Raw genomic sequence first — 17,329 nt, forward strand, 5'->3', positions numbered from 1 at the left:
AGAAAGCGGCCGTCCATATATGCCAATGGAAACGGCCGCTTGTGCGATGACGATCTGCGTCATGTCGGTTGCTTTCGCACGTCCTGCGGATGAACGATGCTCGGACGCACTTTCGCCCCGGCCGCCGAGCGGCGGACGACAATTTGCATAAATGCCGCTGGATCGAACGGGATGAACGGCCATAAGTACGGCGTGTTGAGGGAACGGATGCTAGCGAGCCAAAGCAAATAAACGGTCGTGCCAATGACGAGCCCGGGCACTTTAAACAAGGCGACAAGAATGACCAATGCCAATCGAGAAATCTTATTCGCCACGCTCAACTCATAGCTTGGCGTCGCAAAGGAACCGATCGCCGCCACCGAAATGTACAAGATCACTTCCGGCACAAACAGCCCGACATCGATGGCGATTTGTCCGATCAAGACGGCGGCAATCAAACCCATCGCGGTTGATAGCGGCGTCGGGGTATGAATGGCTGCCATCCGCAAAAACTCAATCCCAAAATCAGCGAGCAAAATTTGCACAATGATCGGGATGTTCGTTTGTTTGTTCGGCCCAATAAACGCCCATGATTCGGGCAGCAACGACGGTTCAAGGACGAACAGCACCCAAAGCGGCAGCAAAAACAACGACGTTAAAATGCCTAAAAAGCGCACCCAACGGACGAACGTCCCGACCCCTGGCGACTGCCGGTATTCCTCGGCATGCTGGACGTGGTGGAAAAATGTTGTCGGCGTGATGATGACGCTTGGCGATGTATCAACCATAATGAGCACGTGCCCTTCAAGCAGGTGCGTCGCTGCTACATCCGGCCTCTCAGTATACCGGACAAGCGGGTACGGGTTGTATCCTTGCTTGACTAAAAACTCTTCGACTGTTTTGTCGCCCATCGTCAGTCCATCGACGTTGATTTGCTGCAACTCTTTCTTGACGAGTTCAACAAGCCCCGGGTCAGCGACGTCTTTAATATAGGCGATGCATACGTCCGTTTTTGACCGCTCGCCGACTTGCAAAATTTCAAAGCGCAGCCGCTCGTCGCGGATGCGGCGGCGGGTGAGCGCCGTGTTGACAATGATGTTCTCGACGTAGCCGTCGCGAGCGCCGCGCACGACTTTTTCTGTATCCGGCTCCTGCGGCTGCCGGCCCGGATAGCTGCGGACATCAACGGCAAACCCGGTTGATTCCCCTTCAATCAAGACGATGATTAAGCCGGACAACAGCTTGTCGACCGCCTCGTCAAGGCTTGTGACTGGGCTGACTTGTTGGTGGACGAGCCTGTTTTCGATAATTTGCCACGCTTGCGCCGCCTGGCGTTCATCGTCGTTGACGCGCACGATTTGCTTCAACAGTTCGATAATGTATTGCGTATCGCATAAACCGTTGCAGTAGTAAATATGTACTTCCCGGTTTAGCACATGAACCTTCCGCACGCCCAAATCAAAACTCGTGCCGACGCCGATCCGTTCTTGCAAAAACTTGGCGTTGTCAACGAGCTTCTTGGCGATCGGCACTTTCTCCATTTTCTTCGCCTTTTCCGGCATGGCCTTCACTCCTTTCCAAAATCAACTCAACCGCCTTGCGCGTAATCGGCGCCCCGTTTTTGGCGTGGTCGCGGCATCCCATTTTGCCGATGTCGCCAATGCCAACGACGATCGGAATATTCAGCTGATCGAGGCAGTAGACGGTGTCGCCGTTAATGCGCCCGATCTCGAGATCGCGAATCCCCTCTTTGTCGACTCCGTACTCTGTCAGACATCCGTCGCGGTCGACGCTCACATCGACTTTTGTCCATTCGTGTTGGTGCGTGTTGGAAGCGACCGCCAGCGCCCCGAGCACTTCGATTTGTTCATGGCCCACCACATAGCGAAGCGCCTGTTCTCCGGCCCCTTCGCCGACGGCGCCGCAATCGTCAAACATGACGAACACTGGGTCGTGCGGCGTTTGCAAAATCAGTTCCACAAGCTGCTCGCCGCTTAATTTTGTCGGATTGCCTTGCGAACGGGAGATGCAACGGCCGCCGATCTCGGCGGCAACCCGCTCAATCGCCCGGCAGGCGAACTCGTCCCCATCGGTTACTAAAATCACCCGTCTTTTTTTCATAATCCCTACCCTTTCGGTTTACAAATGAGCGCAGCGACGAACGACCCGGCCACCATGACAGCGACCAAGGCGCCGACCAAGCGGAACACCGCCGCACCGGTCTCCATCAGCCCTCTCGGCTGCGGTTCGCTCACCACGCCTTTGGCCAAAAAGTAGCCAAACCCACTCAGCGGCATCGTCGCCCCAGCGCCGGCCCAGGCGGCGAACCGGTCGTATGCGCCGCTGAAGCCGAGGAACACGCCGAGAACAACAAGCGTGACCGCGACGCCAGCCGGCGTCCACTTGCCGCGGTCAACGGCGAGCTGGGCAAGCGCGCACAGCAGCCCCCCGGCGACAAACGCACGCACATACTCCATATCCCATTCCCCCTCCATGGTTCCGAAATGGCAGATGTTCTACGGCGATGAATGAGGCTCCGGCTCAGCCGCTTCAATGACGACGCCGTGGGCGATGGCCGGAATCGATTGTTTTTGCTGCACCATCGTTTGGCTGAGAAGCGCCCCGGTGGCGACGACCAACAGGCGGCGAAATGTTCCTTCGGAAAGCGTCTTCAGCAAATAGCCGTATGTGACAACAGCCGAACAGGCGCAGCCGCTGCCGCCGGCGAACACATCTTGGTCAGGGCGGTAAATCATGAGCCCGCAGTCATTATAGACGTCACTGACGTCAAAGCCTGCTTCAGCGAGCAGCTCGCGAGCAATGACACTGCCGACGCGCGACAGATCGCCGGTGACGATCAAGTCATAATCGTCAGGAGACGTCCCCAAGTCGCGGAAATGCTGCTCGATCGTATCCGCCGCCGCCGGTGCCATCGCCGCCCCCATATCGAGCGGATTTTTCAGCCCGGCATCGATCACTTTGCCGATCGTCGCCGCCCGGAGGCGCCAGCGCCCCGGGGTTCGGCCGACGAGCGCAGCGCCGGCGCCTGTGACTGTAAACGTCGCCGTTTTTGGCTTTTGCACCCCGAGTTCAGTCGGATAACGAAATTGCCGCTCGGCCGTCGCGTTATGGCTGCTTGTGGCGACAAGCGCCCGATCGGCCAGCCCTCCAGCAACGAGAGCCGCCGCCGCCGCCAGCGTCTGCATCGAGGTGGAGCAAGCGCCGAACAGGCATAAAAACGGAATCGGCAGCTCGCGGGCGACATAGTTGGACGTCGCACTTTGGTTTAACAAATCGCCGGCCAAAAACAGATCGACTTCTTCGGCCGACACGCCCGCCTTTTGCAAACAGTGCGCCACCGCCTCCCGCATCAGCCGACGCTCCGCCAACTCCCACGTTTTTTCCCCGCAATACAAATCGCGATGGCAAACGTCGAAATAACGGCCAAGCGGCCCGTCAGCCTCAAGCGGCCCGACAGCCGCAGCGGCAGCTTGAATATAGACGCCTTCATCAAACACCCACGTCTGCTTCCCGGTCCGCCTCATCGCCACCCCTCTTTTCTACAGCCAGAGCCAACAGAGGCCGAGCGCATAGGCTGCAATGATGCCATAAATGATCGCCGCGCCGCCGGCTTTCAACATCTGTCCGGCCACCCCCGCCGTCCATCCTTCGCTCCTATGCTCGATGGCGGCGCTTGCAAGCGCGTTTGCCAACCCGGTAATGAGCATCGTCGCGCCCGCCCCGGCGAACTGACTGAAATCGTCGTACTTTCCGACAGCCGTCAGCGCGATGGCCAGCCCGGCCATCACGGCCGCCGCCCATAATTGGGCGGCCAGCGGCGAAGCAACAACCAATCGGCCGTGCCATTCGGCCAACCATTGCGCCAAGGCGCAAAGCGCTCCACCGGCCAAAAACGCCTTGGCCGCATTGGCCGCATATGGGGGAGAAGGCTGAAACGCCTTCACCTCGCGGAGATAATCGGTTCTCAATCCCACGTTTTCTCCCCCCTTTTCAGCGAAAATAATCGACAAAATAAAGCCAATGAAACAACGCCCCCGCTACTTTGCCAAAGGCAATGGCCATCAACAAGGCGACGATTTTATCATCGACTCCGATCCGCTTCGCCAAAATCGGCCAAACGTTCAACACTTCCGTCAACGCCGCGGCAAGCATGCCGATAAAGACGCCATGCAACAGCCCGATCGGCACAAGCCAATATTTGGATAAATGCCACACCGAATGGCACAGGCTCATCCAGCCGCCGACAATGGCACCCGCGACAGCACTCCACTCATAGGCGTGAATGCGCTTCGTCGTTTTCGTCAGCTGCGTCAAGCGCGGAATGACGCCAAGCACAACCAAAAAGGCGACAAACCCGGTTCCGACCGCCAGCCCTCCAGCAAAGCCGACGAACACTACCAGCAACACCTTAAGCGTCGTCAAGATGCCTCATGCTTTCTTTGTTTTCGTGCAAAATGACGTATTGATCGATCGCCTGCTGGTAGTTGAACATCTCGACCTCGAGAGGGCTAGGCTCCTCATTGATTCGTTTGCGGAACCAATGGTTGAAAAATAGCACCATCCCGATGCCAAGCCCAAGCGAATACGGAATTTGTAAAAGCAGCGGTTTGTCGACCGATTGGCCGGTCATCATCTGGTAAAGATGGCGATGCACTTGCTGCATGCTCACATCTTCGTGGAAATTCATGATCGCCATGGCTGAACCGACAAACAAAAGAAGCCAAACGAGAAGAAAAGAAGCCATTGAAAACCGCCGTTTTTCGTACACAACTTCCACGATCGTCTGTGAGGGGCCGACCATCTGCACATCGAGCGACGGGTCGGCATCAAGCACAGCCCGAACAATGTGCATCATATCGATAATGACGATGTTCTTGTCGCTCGGCTGGATGCGGTAGAGCGGAATCGCCTTCAGCCGGCGAATCAGCCCGCCATCTCCTCCCGTCATTTGGGCCACTTCTCCGAGCGTGACGACCGCTCCCGGTTTCACTTGCACGCGATGGCGTGGCTTAATAAACACAGTGGTTGCCATCTGCTTCACACCTTTATCCCCATTTTGTTTTTCTTTAGTTTGTTTGGCGGAAAGAAGGATCATACAGATTGCCGCCATTCGCCATCGATTTCATAAAAGTAGAAAAGAATGGGCTGAAAAGCGCCCATTCTTTTTGGAACATGATGATCAAATTAGGATTTTTTTCCTCCATCCGCCGCGAGGAGCAAAAAAAAGGCGGAACTCCGCCCCATGCGAAAAAAACGGACTCACCCGTCCGCTTTTTCCCGCCCCATGCGGAAAAAATGGACTCACCCGTCCGCTTTTTCACGCCCTATGCGGAAAAAACGGACTCACCCGTCCATTTTTTCCTTTATGTGCTGCAATATTTTCTTTTCCAGCCGGGATACTTGCACTTGAGAGATGCCGAGTCTAGATGCCACTTCAGACTGGGTTTGGTCTTTGTAGTAGCGCAAGTAAACGATCAGCCTCTCGCGCTCGTCGAGTTCTTCGATTGCTTTTTTTAAGGCGATTTTGTCAAACCATGACGCTTCGTCGTCATCGGCGATTTGATCGAGCAGTGTGATTGGGTCGCCGTCGTTTTCGTATACTGTTTCGTGAATCGACGCCGGCGAGCGAACCGCCTCTTGGGCGAGAACGACTTCCTCCGGGGAAATGCCTAGATGGTCGGCGATTTCGGTGACAGTCGGCGCCCGTCCGCGCGTTTTCGACAGCTCGTCTTTCGCCTTGCGGATTTTATTGCCCATTTCTTTGAGAGAACGGCTGACTTTCACCGTGCCGTCGTCGCGGAGAAACCGTTGGATTTCTCCGATAATCATCGGCACGGCGTACGTGGAAAACTTGACGTCATACGACAAGTCAAACTTATCGACCGACTTCAGCAAGCCGATGCAGCCGATTTGGAACAAGTCGTCCGGCTCGTAACCGCGGTTTAAAAAGCGCTGGACGACCGACCAGACGAGACGCATATTTTTTTCAATAATTTCGTCGCGCGCTTCCTGGTCGCCCTCCTGGCTGCGGCGAATCAGCTCCTTCATCTCCTGGTCTTTGATCGGCGACTGATCTTGCTTGACATCGACATCCATAGGCATGTCTCCCTCAGTTACATAACGCTTTGCTTTTCGCAATATGCTTTTTCAAATACACAGTCGTCCCTTTGTTCACTTCCGATTCGACGATGACTTCATCCATGAAATTTTCCATAATCGTAAACCCCATCCCTGACCGCTCAAGCTCGGGCTTTGTCGTAAACAACGGCTGGCGCGCTTCTTCGATGTCAGGAATGCCGACTCCTTCGTCTCTCACCGTCAAATGGACGACACCGTCTTCAATGATGACCGAAATGGAGACGATGCCGTTCGGATCGTTGTTGTAACCGTGAATGATGGCGTTCGTCACCGCCTCCGAGACGACCGTTTTAATTTCTGTCAGCTCATCCATCGTCGGGTCGAGCTGGGCGACAAACGCCGCCACCGTCACGCGGGCGAACGACTCGTTTTCACTGCGGGCGGAAAATTGGAGGTGCATCTCGTTGCGCATTTATGCCACCCCCAATGCCTGCAACGCAAATTGTTCATCCGCCTCAAAGCGAATGATTTTAAACAGCCCCGACATGTCAAACAAGCGCTTGACCGTCGGCGACACAGCGCAGACGACCATCTGTCCGCCGACGTTTTTAATTTGCTTATAGCGCCCTAAAATGACGCCGAGACCGGAACTGTCCATAAACGTCAGCTGTCTTAAATTGAGCACGATATGGCGGATGCCCCGGTTTTCGAGCACATCCGTCACCTGCTCGCGCAATTCTTCCGCTGTATGATGGTCAAGCTCTCCGGAAAGGCGAACGATGAGCACGTCTTGCTTCACTTCCAAGTCGATCGCGAGACTCACAGCGTGTTCCTCCTTGTCCATTTCAGGATACGGAGACATTTCGCTGCCGCTCGCCGGAAATCCTGCCGCCCGACAAAACTAGTGGTTGTTCGCCAAAGATAGGGAAAAGGCCGCAAAAATTGACATTATCCCGCTTGGACGAAACGGCTGAACACCCGTTTAAACAAGTCCCAAAAGCTGGCCTCCGCCACCGTTTGCTTCGCGACGATCGGGCTGCGCAAAATTTCTTTTCCATCCTGCTTCAAAATGAGGACGCCGAGCTCATCGCCTTTGCGAACCGGGGCCTTCACATCGTCTTTCACTTTGATCACTTTTTCAATTTGTTTGGTTGATTGTCCTTTTTTCGTCAACACTGACACCGGCTCAGACGTCACCGCCGCCACCGATTTTTGCTTTCCTTTGCTGACGTTGACATGGGCGACGGTTTCATTCCGCTCGTATACCGGATGGGTTTGGTATTGAGCAAACGCGTAATCAAGCATTTTTGTAATTTGAGCGTTGCGCGATTTCGGCGTCGGCGCTCCGAACACGACGGCAATGACGCGCATGCCGTTTCGTTCCGCTGTTGCGGTCAAGCAATATTTCGCCTCGCCCGTATATCCTGTTTTTAACCCGTCAACACCCGGATAAAATTTGACAAGACGGTTTGTATTGACAAGCCAAAACTTCTTGTCCGTATTTTCGCGCAAATAGTCTTCGTATTTGCTTGTATATTTCGTAATGTCTTCATATTTCAACAGTTCGCGCGCCATAGCGGCCATGTCATGGGCGCTGCTGTAGTGATCTTCCGCCGGCAGGCCGGTTGCGTTGGCGAAATGGGTGTCTTTTAAGCCGAGCTGTTTCGCTTTTTCATTCATCATCTCAACAAACGCCTTTTCTGATCCGGCGATCCGCTCAGCCATGGCAACGGAAGCGTCATTCGCCGAACCGATGGCGATGGCGCGCAACAGCTCATCAACGGTCATTTCCTCGCCCGGCTCAAGGAAAATTTGCGACCCGCCCATCGAAGCTGCGTATTCGCTTGCCCGCACTTTTTCGTCGTAGGAGAGCTTGCCTTCGTCGATCGCTTCCATAATCAACAACATCGTCATAATTTTCGTCATGCTCGCCGGCGGCAGTTTTTCATGGGCGTTTTTTTCATAAAGCACGGTGCCGGTGTCGCGCTCAATCAAGATCGCCGACTTCGCTTCATCGGCCAGCTCCACCTTTGCCGCCTTCTTTTCGTGTGACTCGGCATGCACGGAAAGAGGAAGGAACAGAAGAATCGGCAATACAAGCAGACGGATGACTGTCGTTTTCATCTCCCAAACCTCCATTCTTTATACATGCCATTTTTTCCAGCAAAGATATTTTTATACAAAAAAACAAAAAAACGCCCGAAACATTTGTTTCGAGCGTTTTCTTCCTTGCATCGCCCCTTGTTCTGTTGGCTCGGCCGGCGCTCAAACGATCGTCTCGTACACGAGCGGCGGCGGAGTGACGGGTTTAGGCGAAAGCCGAATGGCTGAGGACAGCGTTTCCTCCACCTCGCGCACGTCCGGCCGGTTGCTGTGGATCGTGGCCAACGTTTCTCCCTTTTGCACACGGTCACCGATTTTTTTATGAAGCACGACGCCGACAGCCAAGTCGATCGCGTCCTCTTTTTTCGCCCGACCGGCGCCAAGCCGCATGGCGGCTGTGCCGACTTCATCGGCGGCAATCTCGGCGACATAGCCGTCTTCCTTGGCGGCAACCGGGAAGGTGTACGCCGCTTTCGGCAAGTTGTCCGGGTTGTCGACCACCGACGGATCACCACCTTGCGCGGCTAAAAATGTTTTGAACGCTGCGATGGCAGAACCGTCGCGGAGCGCCCGTTCAAGCAGGCGCCGCGCCTCCCCAAGTGTCGATGCCCGTTCCGCCAGGCATACCATATGGCTGCCGAGCGTCAAACAAAGTTCAGTCAAATCGCGCGGCCCGTTTCCTTTCAGAGTGTCAATCGCCTCTTTCACTTCCAGGGCGTTGCCGACGGCATAACCGAGCGGCTGGCTCATATCAGAAATAATGGCCAACGTTCGGCGGCCGACGCGCTTGCCGATGTCGACCATCGCCTGGGCGAGCTGGCGCGCCCCGTCGAGTTCTTTCATAAACGCCCCCGCGCCCGTTTTGACGTCGAGCACGATGGCATCAGCGCCAGCAGCGATTTTTTTGCTCATGATCGATGAGGCAATGAGCGGGATGCTGTTGACCGTCGCGGTCACATCGCGGAGCGCGTACAGCTTTTTGTCAGCAGGCGTCAAATCGCTTGTTTGGCCGATAATGGCGATCTTGTTTTCGTTGACGAGCCGAATGAACTCCTCTTTGCTTATTTCGACATGAAACCCGGGCACCGACTCAAGTTTGTCGATCGTGCCCCCTGTATGGCCAAGGCCGCGCCCGGACATTTTCGCTACCGGCACGCCGACGGCGGCGACGAGCGGGCCTAACACGAGTGTCGTCGTATCGCCGACGCCGCCAGTCGAGTGTTTATCGACTTTCACGCCGCGGATGCCTGATAAGTCGATGACCTCGCCAGAATGGACCATCGCCATCGTCAGCGCCGCTGTTTCTTCTTCAGTCATGCCGCGGAAGTAAATCGCCATCGCCAACGCGCTCATTTGGTAATCCGGAATAGCCCCGCCGGTGTAGCCGCGGATGATCCATTCGATCTCCTCGTTCGTCAGCGCCTCTCCATCACGCTTTTTTGCAATCAAATCGACCATTCGCATCGCGATCACCTTTTTCAGTTTGATTTCGCCATTTCGGCGACAATCGCTTTTATGAACCGCAAAAAATCCGTCTTCACCCGCTCAGCCGTTTCCACCACTTCATCATGATGAAGCGGAGCATCCGACATTCCTGCCGCCATATTTGAAATGCATGAAATGCCAAGCACCTCCATGCCGCCGTGGCGGGCGACGATCACTTCCGGGACGGTCGACATGCCGACCGCATCGCCGCCCAGCGTACGAATCATGCGAATTTCCGCCGGCGTTTCATATGACGGCCCCGTGTTGGCGACATACACACCTTCTTGCACGCGAAGGCCAAGCTTCGCCGCCGCTTCTTTGGCGAGCTGGCGCAAGCGCCGGCTGTATGCTTCTGTTAAATCAGGGAAGCGCGGGCCCAGCTCCGGATCGTTCGGTCCGATGAGTGGGTTTGTGCCAAGCAAGTTAATATGGTCGGAAATGATCATCAAATCGCCCGGCCGGAACTGTTCGTTCACGCCGCCGGCGGCGTTCGTCACGATCAATTGACGGACGCCGAGCGCCTTCATCACCCGGACCGGAAACGTCACTTCGCGGAGCGAATATCCCTCGTAATAATGAAACCGCCCTTGCATCGCGACGACCGCCGCCCCTTCAAGCCGACCGCACACGAGCCGGCCGGCGTGCCCTTCGACCGTTGACACCGGAAATCCGGGAATCTCCTCGTATGGAATGCGAACCGCCTCCTCGATTTCCTCGGCGAGCACGCCGAGTCCCGAACCGAGAATCAAGCCGATGGCGGGCGGTGCCGGCATACGCTGACGCAAAACATCAGCTGCTTTTTCAATCATGTGTCGATCCATATCTCTTCCCCCTTGTCTCATCATTTCACCGCCAAAAAAGCAGAGCGGCCTCTGTTACTTTAAGTCGGCCAAAAAGCTCGTTCCGTGCGGCGGCATATGAACTTGAAAATTATCGGCGATCGTCGCCCCGACATCGGCGAACGTTTCGCGGACCGGGAGCGGCTTTCCGCCCTGAAAACGCGGGTTGTACACCAGAAGCGGCACATATTCGCGCGTATGGTCCGTTCCATGGTGCACCGGATCGTTGCCATGATCGGCCGTAATGATCAGAAGGTCATCGTTTTTCAGCCGCGGCAGCACCTCGGCAAGCCGGGCGTCAAACTCCTCAAGCGCGTCGCCGTAGCCTTTTGGGTCGCGGCGGTGGCCATATTTGGCATCAAAATCGACGAGGTTCACAAAACTGAGCCCGGTAAAGTCGATGCTGAGCGTACCGATGAGCTTATCCATGCCATCCATGTTCGAGGTAGTCCGCAGCGATTGCGTCACCCCTTCATTGTCGTAAATATCGGCGATTTTTCCAATGGCGATCACATCATAGCCCGCGTCTTTCAGTTCGTTCATCACCGTGCGGCCGAACGGTTTGAGCGCATAGTCATGCCGGTTCGGCGTCCGCTCAAACCGGCCGGGCGTCCCGATGAACGGGCGGGCGATGACGCGCCCAACCATGTATGGCTCATCGCGCGTCAGCTCACGGGCGATTTCACAAATGCGGTACAGCTCCTCAAGCGGCACGACGTCCTCGTGGGCAGCGATTTGCAAGACAGAATCAGCTGATGTGTAGACGATGATCGCCCCTGTTTTCATATGCTCTTCACCGAGCTCTTCAATGATCGCCGTTCCGCTTGCCGGTTTGTTGCCGATCACCTTCCGACCGGTGCGCCGCTCCAGTTCGGCGATCAGCTCGTCCGGAAATCCGTCAGGAAAGACGCGGAACGGCTTGTCGATGCGAAGGCCCATCAGCTCCCAATGGCCGGTCATCGTATCTTTGCCGGCGGACGCCTCTTTCATTTTGGTGTGATACGCGAGCGGCTCCGCGACTTTCGGCACTCCCTTAATTTCACGAATATGGCTTAAACCGAGCTTCGCCATATTCGGCATGCGCAAGCCGCCGCGGTATTCAGCGATATGCCCAAGCGTATCCGCTCCTTTGTCGTTATACTTTTCAGCATCAGGCGCCTCGCCGATGCCGACCGAATCCATGACAATTAAAAACACGCGCCGGTATCTGGCTTTCACGTTCATTCCTCCTGCCTGCAATGAAGATGGTGTCTCTTCCTATTGTTCCTAATTTGAGCGCAAAACACGCTGGCGGTGAATTGGTCAGAAGTCTGACAACTTTACAAACAAGCAAACGCCCAGCCACAGCAATGGGCGCAGCTAGGCGCGCGGATGGTACTGTTTATACACGTCTTTTAGGCGCGTTTTCGTCACGTGCGTATACATTTGCGTCGTTGAAATGTCAGCATGCCCAAGCAGTTCCTGAACGGCGCGCAAGTCAGCCCCGTTCTCAAGCAGATGAGTCGCAAACGAGTGCCGGAGCGTATGGGGGGTTAGCTCTTTTTCAATTCCCGCCTCTTTGGCCAGTCGTTTCAAAATTTTCCAAAACCCTTGCCGCGTCAGGCGCTGCCCGTAATGGTTCAAAAACAGCGCCTCGGTTGCCCGTTTGCGCGGATTGACAAGCTGCGGACGCCCGTGCTCCAAGTAGCGGATAAGCGCCTCGATCGCCATTCGCCCGATCGGCACGATCCGCTCTTTTCGACCTTTTCCATAGCAGCGGACAAACCCCATCGTCAAGTGCACGTCAGCCAAATTCAGCTGCACGAGTTCGCTGACGCGCATGCCGGTCGCATACAACAGCTCGAGCATCGCCTTGTCGCGCAAGCCAAATGGCGTATTCGTCTGCGGCGCTGACAAGAGCGCTTCCACTTCCTCGACCGACAGCACTTTCGGCAGCGTCCGCTCAAACTGCGGCGTTTCGATATGGACGGTCGGATCTTGGGAAACGATTTTCTCCCGCAGCAAAAACTGATGGAACGAGCGAATCGACGCCAAATGACGGGCAATCGTCCGCGCCGACTGTCCTTGTTCGCTCAAAAATTTCAAGAAATGAAGAATGTGCAGCCGCTCGACTTCGCCCCACGCCCCGAGCTGCTCAACTTGGCGCAAATAATGGGCATACTTTTTCAAATCGCGCTCGTATGAAATAATGGTGTTATGCGCCAAGTTTCGCTCCACCGTCAAATAATGCAGGAAATCGCTCAATTCGTGTTCCAACGCTCTCTACTCCCCGTCGCGATAAAAAAATAATAGCCGGTCAAGCCAGCTGGGCGGCGCACTCTCTGCCGCCGATACTTTGACCGCCGATCCTTTCGGCTCATCGTACCGGTGATAAAATTCATATTCGCGGTTAAACCATACAAGACTATAATAAAATAAAATGGTGCATCCCGTAAACAAAAGAAATACTTTCACCATTTGCCAAACGGTTTTCATGGCATCCTCCCCATCGGCAGCTTGTCTGTTTGCTAGTATGAGGATATGCCGTTTGGTTCCTGATTTATACGTATATACGCAAAAACCCTTTCCCGCCGGAAAAGGTTTTTTATTTTTCTTCTTCGTGTTTTTGCTGGCAGCGATGGCAAATGCCGTGGAACGTCAAGCGGTGGTCTTTAATTTTAAATTTCCATTCCCGCTCGACAATGGCTTCGACGTCTTCAAGCAAATCCTCTTGAATTTCCGCTACCGATCCGCATTCGAGGCAAACGAGATGGTGATGAAAATGGGCCGCCCCTTCCTTGCGGAGATCATAGCGCGACACCCCGTCCCCGAAGTTGATTTTATCGACAATTTTCAACTCGGTGAGCAGCTCGAGCGTCCGATATACGGTCGCCAGTCCGATCTCTGGGGATTTTTCTTTCACGAGGAGGTAGACGTCTTCCGCGCTTAAATGGTCTTCTTCATGTTCAAGCAGGACTCTTACTGTCGCTTCCCGCTGCGGCGTCAGTTTATAGCCGGCTGAGTGCAGCTGCTTCTTAATTCGTTCCACACGATCTTCCATGTTTTCATTCCTCCCTCGCTATTCACCTCCCATTATAACAAATGTGCGCGGGAAGGTTCAAAGTATAATTACTATCACAAAAAAACAACAATGATTACTACATAATAATTATTATTAAATTAACGACCCATTTCACCACCTGTTTCATCAAGACCGGCGAAAGGTACGCTTCCACCGCCGAAGAGACAAGCAGCCCGAAGGCGGCCGCGGCCATCGCCGCGGCATAGCGCATCACCATCGGGAACACTGGCTCGTGCGGCCGTTTCATAAACTGATTGCGCACCATCCGCAAGGAAAACGATATCGACATCACGCCCATCACGATCATGAGCGGAATGACAAGCAAATTTTGCGGCATCACCGAAACAAATGACAATAAAAACCCTTTCCAGCCCATTTGATTGACTAAAAAGCCGACGGTGAAGCCGACGACAATGCCTTTTAAAAACAGTAAAACCAAAATGACCGGCAGTCCGATGACGGAAATGCCGAGCACCCACATGAGGGCCATATATTTGACGTTATGCATGTAGCTTTGACGGAACATGTCGTGGGCGCTTGCCACGTTGTCTTTTGATACTTGTCCAAAAAATTGCGCCAAGTAATAATACAAATCTTGCTTTTGGCTGAAGCCGAGGCTGTTGACGACAATGGCGCCAAAAATGACGCCCATTAAAAACAGGACGATGACAAATACGTATAGTGAAGCGTGGTCGCGCAAATGAATAGCGGCGGCCGATTTCAGCGGATGGGTTCTCATCGTGCTTCGTCCTCCTATTTGTCTCTTAGTAGATTGTATGTCCATCCGCCTGATGTATGACTGCTTTTTGCCAAAAGAACACCGCCATGGCCGTTCCCTTGCTGGATGGGGCCATGGCGCTCAGCGTTCCGCTTCCTCCCGCTTTTGTCCATCACGCTTCCCGCACTTTTCCGTATCTCCCACCGCCCCCGGCCTCGATATAGAGCGCGCCGCTGCGGGCAAGGACGATCAGTTGGGCCAATTTTTCTCCGACCGTCTCCGCGATCTCTTCCTCCGACGCCTCATGAAGAACACGTATTTCCGTGCCAAAACGGCCAAGCAGTTTTTCATACGCTTTTGGACCAAGGCCGGGGATGAATTCAAGCGGCACTTGATAAATGTACGGCGGCCGTTTCGGCCCGCGTTCTGCCGTTTTCAGCTCCTCCAGCCGGTCAAACACACCTTTCACGACCCGATGATGGCCGCATGCCGCACAGCTGTCGACGTCCGGTGCAGCCGGCGCAAGGCAACGCTCGCACACTGTCTGGTGATATTTTCCTAGTTTCGGATTTAAACCGTAGTTGGCGACAATCACGCGCCCGTCTTCACCGCGCAGCGCTTTTTCAAACTCGGCAAACGTCGGGGAGGAAAGCCGCACTTCTTCATATTCGCGGGCGATTTTCCGCAGCGAATGGGCATCGGAATTCGTCAAGTACGGGTAGCGATGCAATTCGGCGATCTGGTCGGCCATCGCCGTGTCGGCGCTCAGCCCAAGTTCTACAGCATCAATGAGATCCGGGTCGAACACCTCCGTCAAGCTGCGTTCGACGCCTCTTCCGTACAAACTTTTAAACGGGGTGAATGCATGCGCAGGGATGAACCAGCCGCCTCGCTCTTTCACTGTCTGTTGCAATTCGCGCCCTGAGGCGTGAAGGCGCTGCGTGCTGAGCGATACGTTTTTCACCCGCTCCCCAAGCCAGACAGAAAACGCGCGCATGGCGGAAACGGTCGGCAAAAAGGCGAGCACATGGATCGGTCCATGGCAATGGTCGTCATATACTTCGATTTCACTGCCTAGCAAAAGCGTCACCTTTCCGGCGCTGACGCCGCCCCCCTCATGTTCGCGCCAACCGTGCTTCTCCATTGCCCGCTCGAGCTCGTCCAGCACTTCGGGCACATGGCTGTCAATAACACCGACGAGGTCGATCCCTTTCACCTCAGCCGCCTCATGCAAGATGTTCTCAAGCGTCAACGTCCGCGCCCCGGTAATTTTCACCGGGCGGCCCGAGGCGGTGCGGCCGATGTGAATATGTAAATCAGCGTAATAACGGCCGAGGCCGCCCGCGTGTGTTTGATCAGGCATTTTGCTCCCCCAACGCGCGGCGCAACTGCAAATATTGCAAAGCGTACGCCGTTTTGGCGTCATAAATTTCGCGTCGTTCCAGCATATGAAGCGCCTCCTCCAATGTCACTTCCAACAGCTCGACAAACTCATCTTCATCCAAATCGGCGCCGTCCTCCGCTTTTTCCAGCCCCTCGGCGACATACAAATGAATGAGCTCATCGGCAAACCCCGGGGACGTATAAAAAGAAATCAGATGGCGCATCGATTGGGCGCGGTAGCCCGTTTCCTCTTCCAGCTCGCGGTGTGCGGAAGCGAGCGGCTCTTCCCCATGTTCTAGCTTGCCCGCCGGAATCTCGACTAATGCGCGCTCGAGCGCTTTTCGATACTGGCGGACAAGAACGATTTTCCCATCCGGCAACAGCGGCAGCACCGCCACCGCGCCCGGGTGCTTGATCACCTCGCGCCGGCTTTTCTGCCCGTTTGGCAGCTCCACTTCCTCCACATACAACTCAATAATGCAGCCGCTGAACAGCTTCTCTTTGCGGATCGTTTTTTCATACAGCTCCATGTTCATTCTCCCCTATCAAATTGGATCGATTCTTTTCCATTGTACTACATGTTTGGCCATTTTTTCGCTTCCGTTGTACAATGGACGTGTCATTGATCGCGAAAGGAGGCGCAAAAAATGAACAAACGCCGCATCGGCACATCGGATTTGTATGTGAGCGAAATCGGCCTCGGCTGCATGTCGCTCGGCACGGATGAGCGCCATGCCATCTATCTCATCCATGAAGCGTTGGAGCGCGGCATCAACTACTTGGATACAGCCGATTTATACGACCGCGGCTTAAATGAGGAGTTTGTCGGCAAAGCGGTGAAAGGAAAACGCGGCCAAGTCATTATCGCGACAAAAGTCGGCAACCGTTGGCGGCCGGATGGCAGCGGCTGGGACTGGGATCCGTCAAAAGCCTATATCAAACAAGCGGTCAAAGAGAGCCTGCGCCGTCTGCAAACGGACTACATTGACTTATACCAGCTCCACGGCGGCACGATCGACGACCCGATCGATGAGACGATTGAAGCGTTCGAAGAGTTGAAGCAAGAAGGCGTCATCCGTTGGTACGGCATCTCCTCGATCCGCCCAAACGTCATTCGCGAATATGTGAAGCGCTCGAACATCGTCAGCGTCATGATGCAATACAGCTTGCTTGATCGCCGCCCGGAAGAATGGTTCCCGCCTCTTCGCGAACACAACATCAGCGTGATCGCCCGCGGCCCGGTCGCAAAAGGCTTGCTCACGAGCCGCCCGCTTGAGCAGGCGGGCAGCGCGGTGAAACAACACGGCTACCTCGATTATTCGTATGAAGAACTGCAGGCGCTCATCCCGAAGCTGAAGGAAAAAACGGCCGGACGCCGGTCCTTGACCGCGACCGCGCTGCAATTTTGCTTGTATGACCCGGTCGTTGCCGCCGTCATCCCGGGCGCCAGCCGCCTTGAACAGCTTGAGGAAAACGTCGCCGCTGCGTCAGCCCCGCCGCTTGACCGCACTGAATACGAATGGCTGAAACAAGCGACGAAACGCTCGGTGTACGACGTGCATCGGTGAACTACCCCCACTTAATTTTCTAGCGAAAATTTGAAGTGGGGGCTTCCAAAGAAGTTTGACTGCTTCAAGCAATCCTTATTCTTTGAGGCGTGTC

Annotated in this window: 22 protein-coding genes; 1 reads left to right on the forward strand and 21 read right to left on the reverse strand. The window is 54.9% G+C overall.

All coding sequences use genetic code 11. The annotated features are described in order from the left end of the window. Positions 1 to 59 precede the first annotated feature (59 nt). The 21 genes from CV945_RS08815 to CV945_RS08915 all read right to left on the reverse strand — a co-directional run bounded on the left by CV945_RS08815 (position 60) and on the right by CV945_RS08915 (position 16,197). Complete coding sequence (locus tag CV945_RS08815) at positions 60 to 1,541, reverse strand: spore germination protein (protein WP_100659591.1); 1,482 nt, start codon at positions 1,539 to 1,541, stop codon at positions 60 to 62. Beyond that, positions 1,486 to 2,100: a stage V sporulation protein SpoVABEA gene (gene spoVAEA, locus CV945_RS08820; RefSeq protein WP_100659592.1), complete on the reverse strand. Its 615-nt coding sequence runs from the start codon at positions 2,098 to 2,100 to the stop codon at positions 1,486 to 1,488. Before spoVAEA ends, CV945_RS08815 begins: the two co-directional genes overlap by 56 nt. Positions 2,101 to 2,105: 5 nt before the next feature. Next, positions 2,106 to 2,456, reverse strand: coding sequence for a SpoVA/SpoVAEb family sporulation membrane protein (locus tag CV945_RS08825; RefSeq protein ID WP_033009078.1), 351 nt, complete (start codon positions 2,454 to 2,456; stop codon positions 2,106 to 2,108). Positions 2,457 to 2,495: 39 nt separating this feature from the next. Next, the gene (gene spoVAD, locus CV945_RS08830; RefSeq protein WP_033009077.1) at positions 2,496 to 3,524 is read right to left on the reverse strand and encodes a stage V sporulation protein AD; all 1,029 of its coding nucleotides are present in this window, start codon (positions 3,522 to 3,524) and stop codon (positions 2,496 to 2,498) included. 15 nt (positions 3,525 to 3,539) lie between these two features. Further along, on the reverse strand, positions 3,540 to 3,974 hold the full coding sequence (locus CV945_RS08835; RefSeq protein WP_100659593.1) for a SpoVA/SpoVAEb family sporulation membrane protein: 435 nt from the start codon (positions 3,972 to 3,974) through the stop codon (positions 3,540 to 3,542). 16 nt (positions 3,975 to 3,990) lie between these two features. Then, complete coding sequence (locus tag CV945_RS08840) at positions 3,991 to 4,422, reverse strand: stage V sporulation protein AB (RefSeq protein ID WP_094238916.1); 432 nt, start codon at positions 4,420 to 4,422, stop codon at positions 3,991 to 3,993. Further along, positions 4,409 to 5,032, reverse strand: coding sequence for a stage V sporulation protein AA (locus tag CV945_RS08845; protein WP_033009072.1), 624 nt, complete (start codon positions 5,030 to 5,032; stop codon positions 4,409 to 4,411). The genes CV945_RS08840 and CV945_RS08845 overlap by 14 nt, the downstream gene beginning before the upstream one ends. Before the next feature lie 34 nt (positions 5,033 to 5,066). Beyond that, entirely contained in the window at positions 5,067 to 5,321 is a 255-nt protein-coding gene (locus CV945_RS08850) for a hypothetical protein (RefSeq protein ID WP_100659594.1), read from the reverse strand. A 22-nt stretch (positions 5,322 to 5,343) separates the two neighbouring features. After that, on the reverse strand, positions 5,344 to 6,096 hold the full coding sequence (gene sigF, locus CV945_RS08855) for an RNA polymerase sporulation sigma factor SigF (RefSeq protein WP_033009069.1): 753 nt from the start codon (positions 6,094 to 6,096) through the stop codon (positions 5,344 to 5,346). A gap of 13 nt (positions 6,097 to 6,109) precedes the next feature. Beyond that, on the reverse strand, positions 6,110 to 6,550 hold the full coding sequence (spoIIAB, locus tag CV945_RS08860; protein WP_011231791.1) for an anti-sigma F factor: 441 nt from the start codon (positions 6,548 to 6,550) through the stop codon (positions 6,110 to 6,112). Further along, the gene (gene spoIIAA, locus CV945_RS08865) at positions 6,551 to 6,901 is read right to left on the reverse strand and encodes an anti-sigma F factor antagonist (RefSeq protein ID WP_033009068.1); all 351 of its coding nucleotides are present in this window, start codon (positions 6,899 to 6,901) and stop codon (positions 6,551 to 6,553) included. It lies immediately after the preceding gene. A gap of 125 nt (positions 6,902 to 7,026) precedes the next feature. Then, positions 7,027 to 8,202 (reverse strand): D-alanyl-D-alanine carboxypeptidase family protein, encoded by a 1,176-nt coding sequence (locus CV945_RS08870; protein WP_033009067.1) that lies wholly within the window; start codon positions 8,200 to 8,202, stop codon positions 7,027 to 7,029. Positions 8,203 to 8,343: 141 nt separating this feature from the next. Then, positions 8,344 to 9,645: a pyrimidine-nucleoside phosphorylase gene (locus tag CV945_RS08875; RefSeq protein WP_044744977.1), complete on the reverse strand. Its 1,302-nt coding sequence runs from the start codon at positions 9,643 to 9,645 to the stop codon at positions 8,344 to 8,346. A gap of 14 nt (positions 9,646 to 9,659) precedes the next feature. Continuing rightward, the gene (locus CV945_RS08880) at positions 9,660 to 10,487 is read right to left on the reverse strand and encodes a purine-nucleoside phosphorylase (protein ID WP_044744978.1); all 828 of its coding nucleotides are present in this window, start codon (positions 10,485 to 10,487) and stop codon (positions 9,660 to 9,662) included. 54 nt (positions 10,488 to 10,541) lie between these two features. Beyond that, a complete protein-coding gene (deoB, locus tag CV945_RS08885) occupies positions 10,542 to 11,729 on the reverse strand; it encodes a phosphopentomutase (protein ID WP_033009064.1) in 1,188 nt (395 codons plus the stop codon). 135 nt (positions 11,730 to 11,864) lie between these two features. After that, complete coding sequence (xerD, locus tag CV945_RS08890) at positions 11,865 to 12,761, reverse strand: site-specific tyrosine recombinase XerD (protein ID WP_100659595.1); 897 nt, start codon at positions 12,759 to 12,761, stop codon at positions 11,865 to 11,867. Positions 12,762 to 12,767: 6 nt separating this feature from the next. Continuing rightward, positions 12,768 to 12,980, reverse strand: a complete 213-nt coding sequence (locus CV945_RS08895; RefSeq protein ID WP_033009060.1) for a YqzK family protein — start codon at positions 12,978 to 12,980, stop codon at positions 12,768 to 12,770. A gap of 109 nt (positions 12,981 to 13,089) precedes the next feature. Continuing rightward, positions 13,090 to 13,545, reverse strand: coding sequence for a ferric iron uptake transcriptional regulator (fur, locus tag CV945_RS08900; RefSeq protein WP_033009058.1), 456 nt, complete (start codon positions 13,543 to 13,545; stop codon positions 13,090 to 13,092). A gap of 97 nt (positions 13,546 to 13,642) precedes the next feature. Next, the gene (spoIIM, locus tag CV945_RS08905; RefSeq protein ID WP_033009057.1) at positions 13,643 to 14,305 is read right to left on the reverse strand and encodes a stage II sporulation protein M; all 663 of its coding nucleotides are present in this window, start codon (positions 14,303 to 14,305) and stop codon (positions 13,643 to 13,645) included. Positions 14,306 to 14,456: 151 nt separating this feature from the next. Next, a complete protein-coding gene (locus CV945_RS08910) occupies positions 14,457 to 15,647 on the reverse strand; it encodes an endonuclease Q family protein (RefSeq protein WP_100659596.1) in 1,191 nt (396 codons plus the stop codon). After that, complete coding sequence (locus CV945_RS08915) at positions 15,640 to 16,197, reverse strand: NUDIX domain-containing protein (protein WP_100659597.1); 558 nt, start codon at positions 16,195 to 16,197, stop codon at positions 15,640 to 15,642. Before CV945_RS08915 ends, CV945_RS08910 begins: the two co-directional genes overlap by 8 nt. 117 nt (positions 16,198 to 16,314) lie before the next feature. On the opposite strand from CV945_RS08915, the gene CV945_RS08920 reads away from it, so the two are divergent. Continuing rightward, entirely contained in the window at positions 16,315 to 17,235 is a 921-nt protein-coding gene (locus tag CV945_RS08920; RefSeq protein WP_100659598.1) for an aldo/keto reductase, read from the forward strand. Positions 17,236 to 17,329: the final 94 nt, after the last annotated feature.

Origin of the sequence: Geobacillus sp. Manikaran-105 (assembly GCF_002809955.1) — a bacterium.
GTDB lineage: Bacteria > Bacillota > Bacilli > Bacillales > Anoxybacillaceae > Geobacillus > Geobacillus thermophilus.

Coding starts and splice junctions, on each gene's coding strand:
- CV945_RS08815 (WP_100659591.1), bottom strand. CDS start 1,541: ATGCCGGAAAAGGCGAAGAAAATGGAGAAAGTGCCGATCGCCAAGAAG.
- spoVAEA (WP_100659592.1), bottom strand. CDS start 2,100: ATGAAAAAAAGACGGGTGATTTTAGTAACCGATGGGGACGAGTTCGCC.
- CV945_RS08825 (WP_033009078.1), bottom strand. CDS start 2,456: ATGGAGTATGTGCGTGCGTTTGTCGCCGGGGGGCTGCTGTGCGCGCTT.
- spoVAD (WP_033009077.1), bottom strand. CDS start 3,524: ATGAGGCGGACCGGGAAGCAGACGTGGGTGTTTGATGAAGGCGTCTAT.
- CV945_RS08845 (WP_033009072.1), bottom strand. CDS start 5,032: ATGGCAACCACTGTGTTTATTAAGCCACGCCATCGCGTGCAAGTGAAA.
- sigF (WP_033009069.1), bottom strand. CDS start 6,096: ATGGATGTCGATGTCAAGCAAGATCAGTCGCCGATCAAAGACCAGGAG.
- spoIIAB (WP_011231791.1), bottom strand. CDS start 6,550: ATGCGCAACGAGATGCACCTCCAATTTTCCGCCCGCAGTGAAAACGAG.
- CV945_RS08870 (WP_033009067.1), bottom strand. CDS start 8,202: ATGAAAACGACAGTCATCCGTCTGCTTGTATTGCCGATTCTTCTGTTC.
- CV945_RS08875 (WP_044744977.1), bottom strand. CDS start 9,645: ATGCGAATGGTCGATTTGATTGCAAAAAAGCGTGATGGAGAGGCGCTG.
- CV945_RS08880 (WP_044744978.1), bottom strand. CDS start 10,487: ATGGATCGACACATGATTGAAAAAGCAGCTGATGTTTTGCGTCAGCGT.
- deoB (WP_033009064.1), bottom strand. CDS start 11,729: ATGAACGTGAAAGCCAGATACCGGCGCGTGTTTTTAATTGTCATGGAT.
- CV945_RS08895 (WP_033009060.1), bottom strand. CDS start 12,980: ATGAAAACCGTTTGGCAAATGGTGAAAGTATTTCTTTTGTTTACGGGA.
- fur (WP_033009058.1), bottom strand. CDS start 13,545: ATGGAAGATCGTGTGGAACGAATTAAGAAGCAGCTGCACTCAGCCGGC.
- spoIIM (WP_033009057.1), bottom strand. CDS start 14,305: ATGAGAACCCATCCGCTGAAATCGGCCGCCGCTATTCATTTGCGCGAC.
- CV945_RS08910 (WP_100659596.1), bottom strand. CDS start 15,647: ATGCCTGATCAAACACACGCGGGCGGCCTCGGCCGTTATTACGCTGAT.
- CV945_RS08915 (WP_100659597.1), bottom strand. CDS start 16,197: ATGGAGCTGTATGAAAAAACGATCCGCAAAGAGAAGCTGTTCAGCGGC.
- CV945_RS08920 (WP_100659598.1), top strand. CDS start 16,315: ATGAACAAACGCCGCATCGGCACATCGGATTTGTATGTGAGCGAAATC.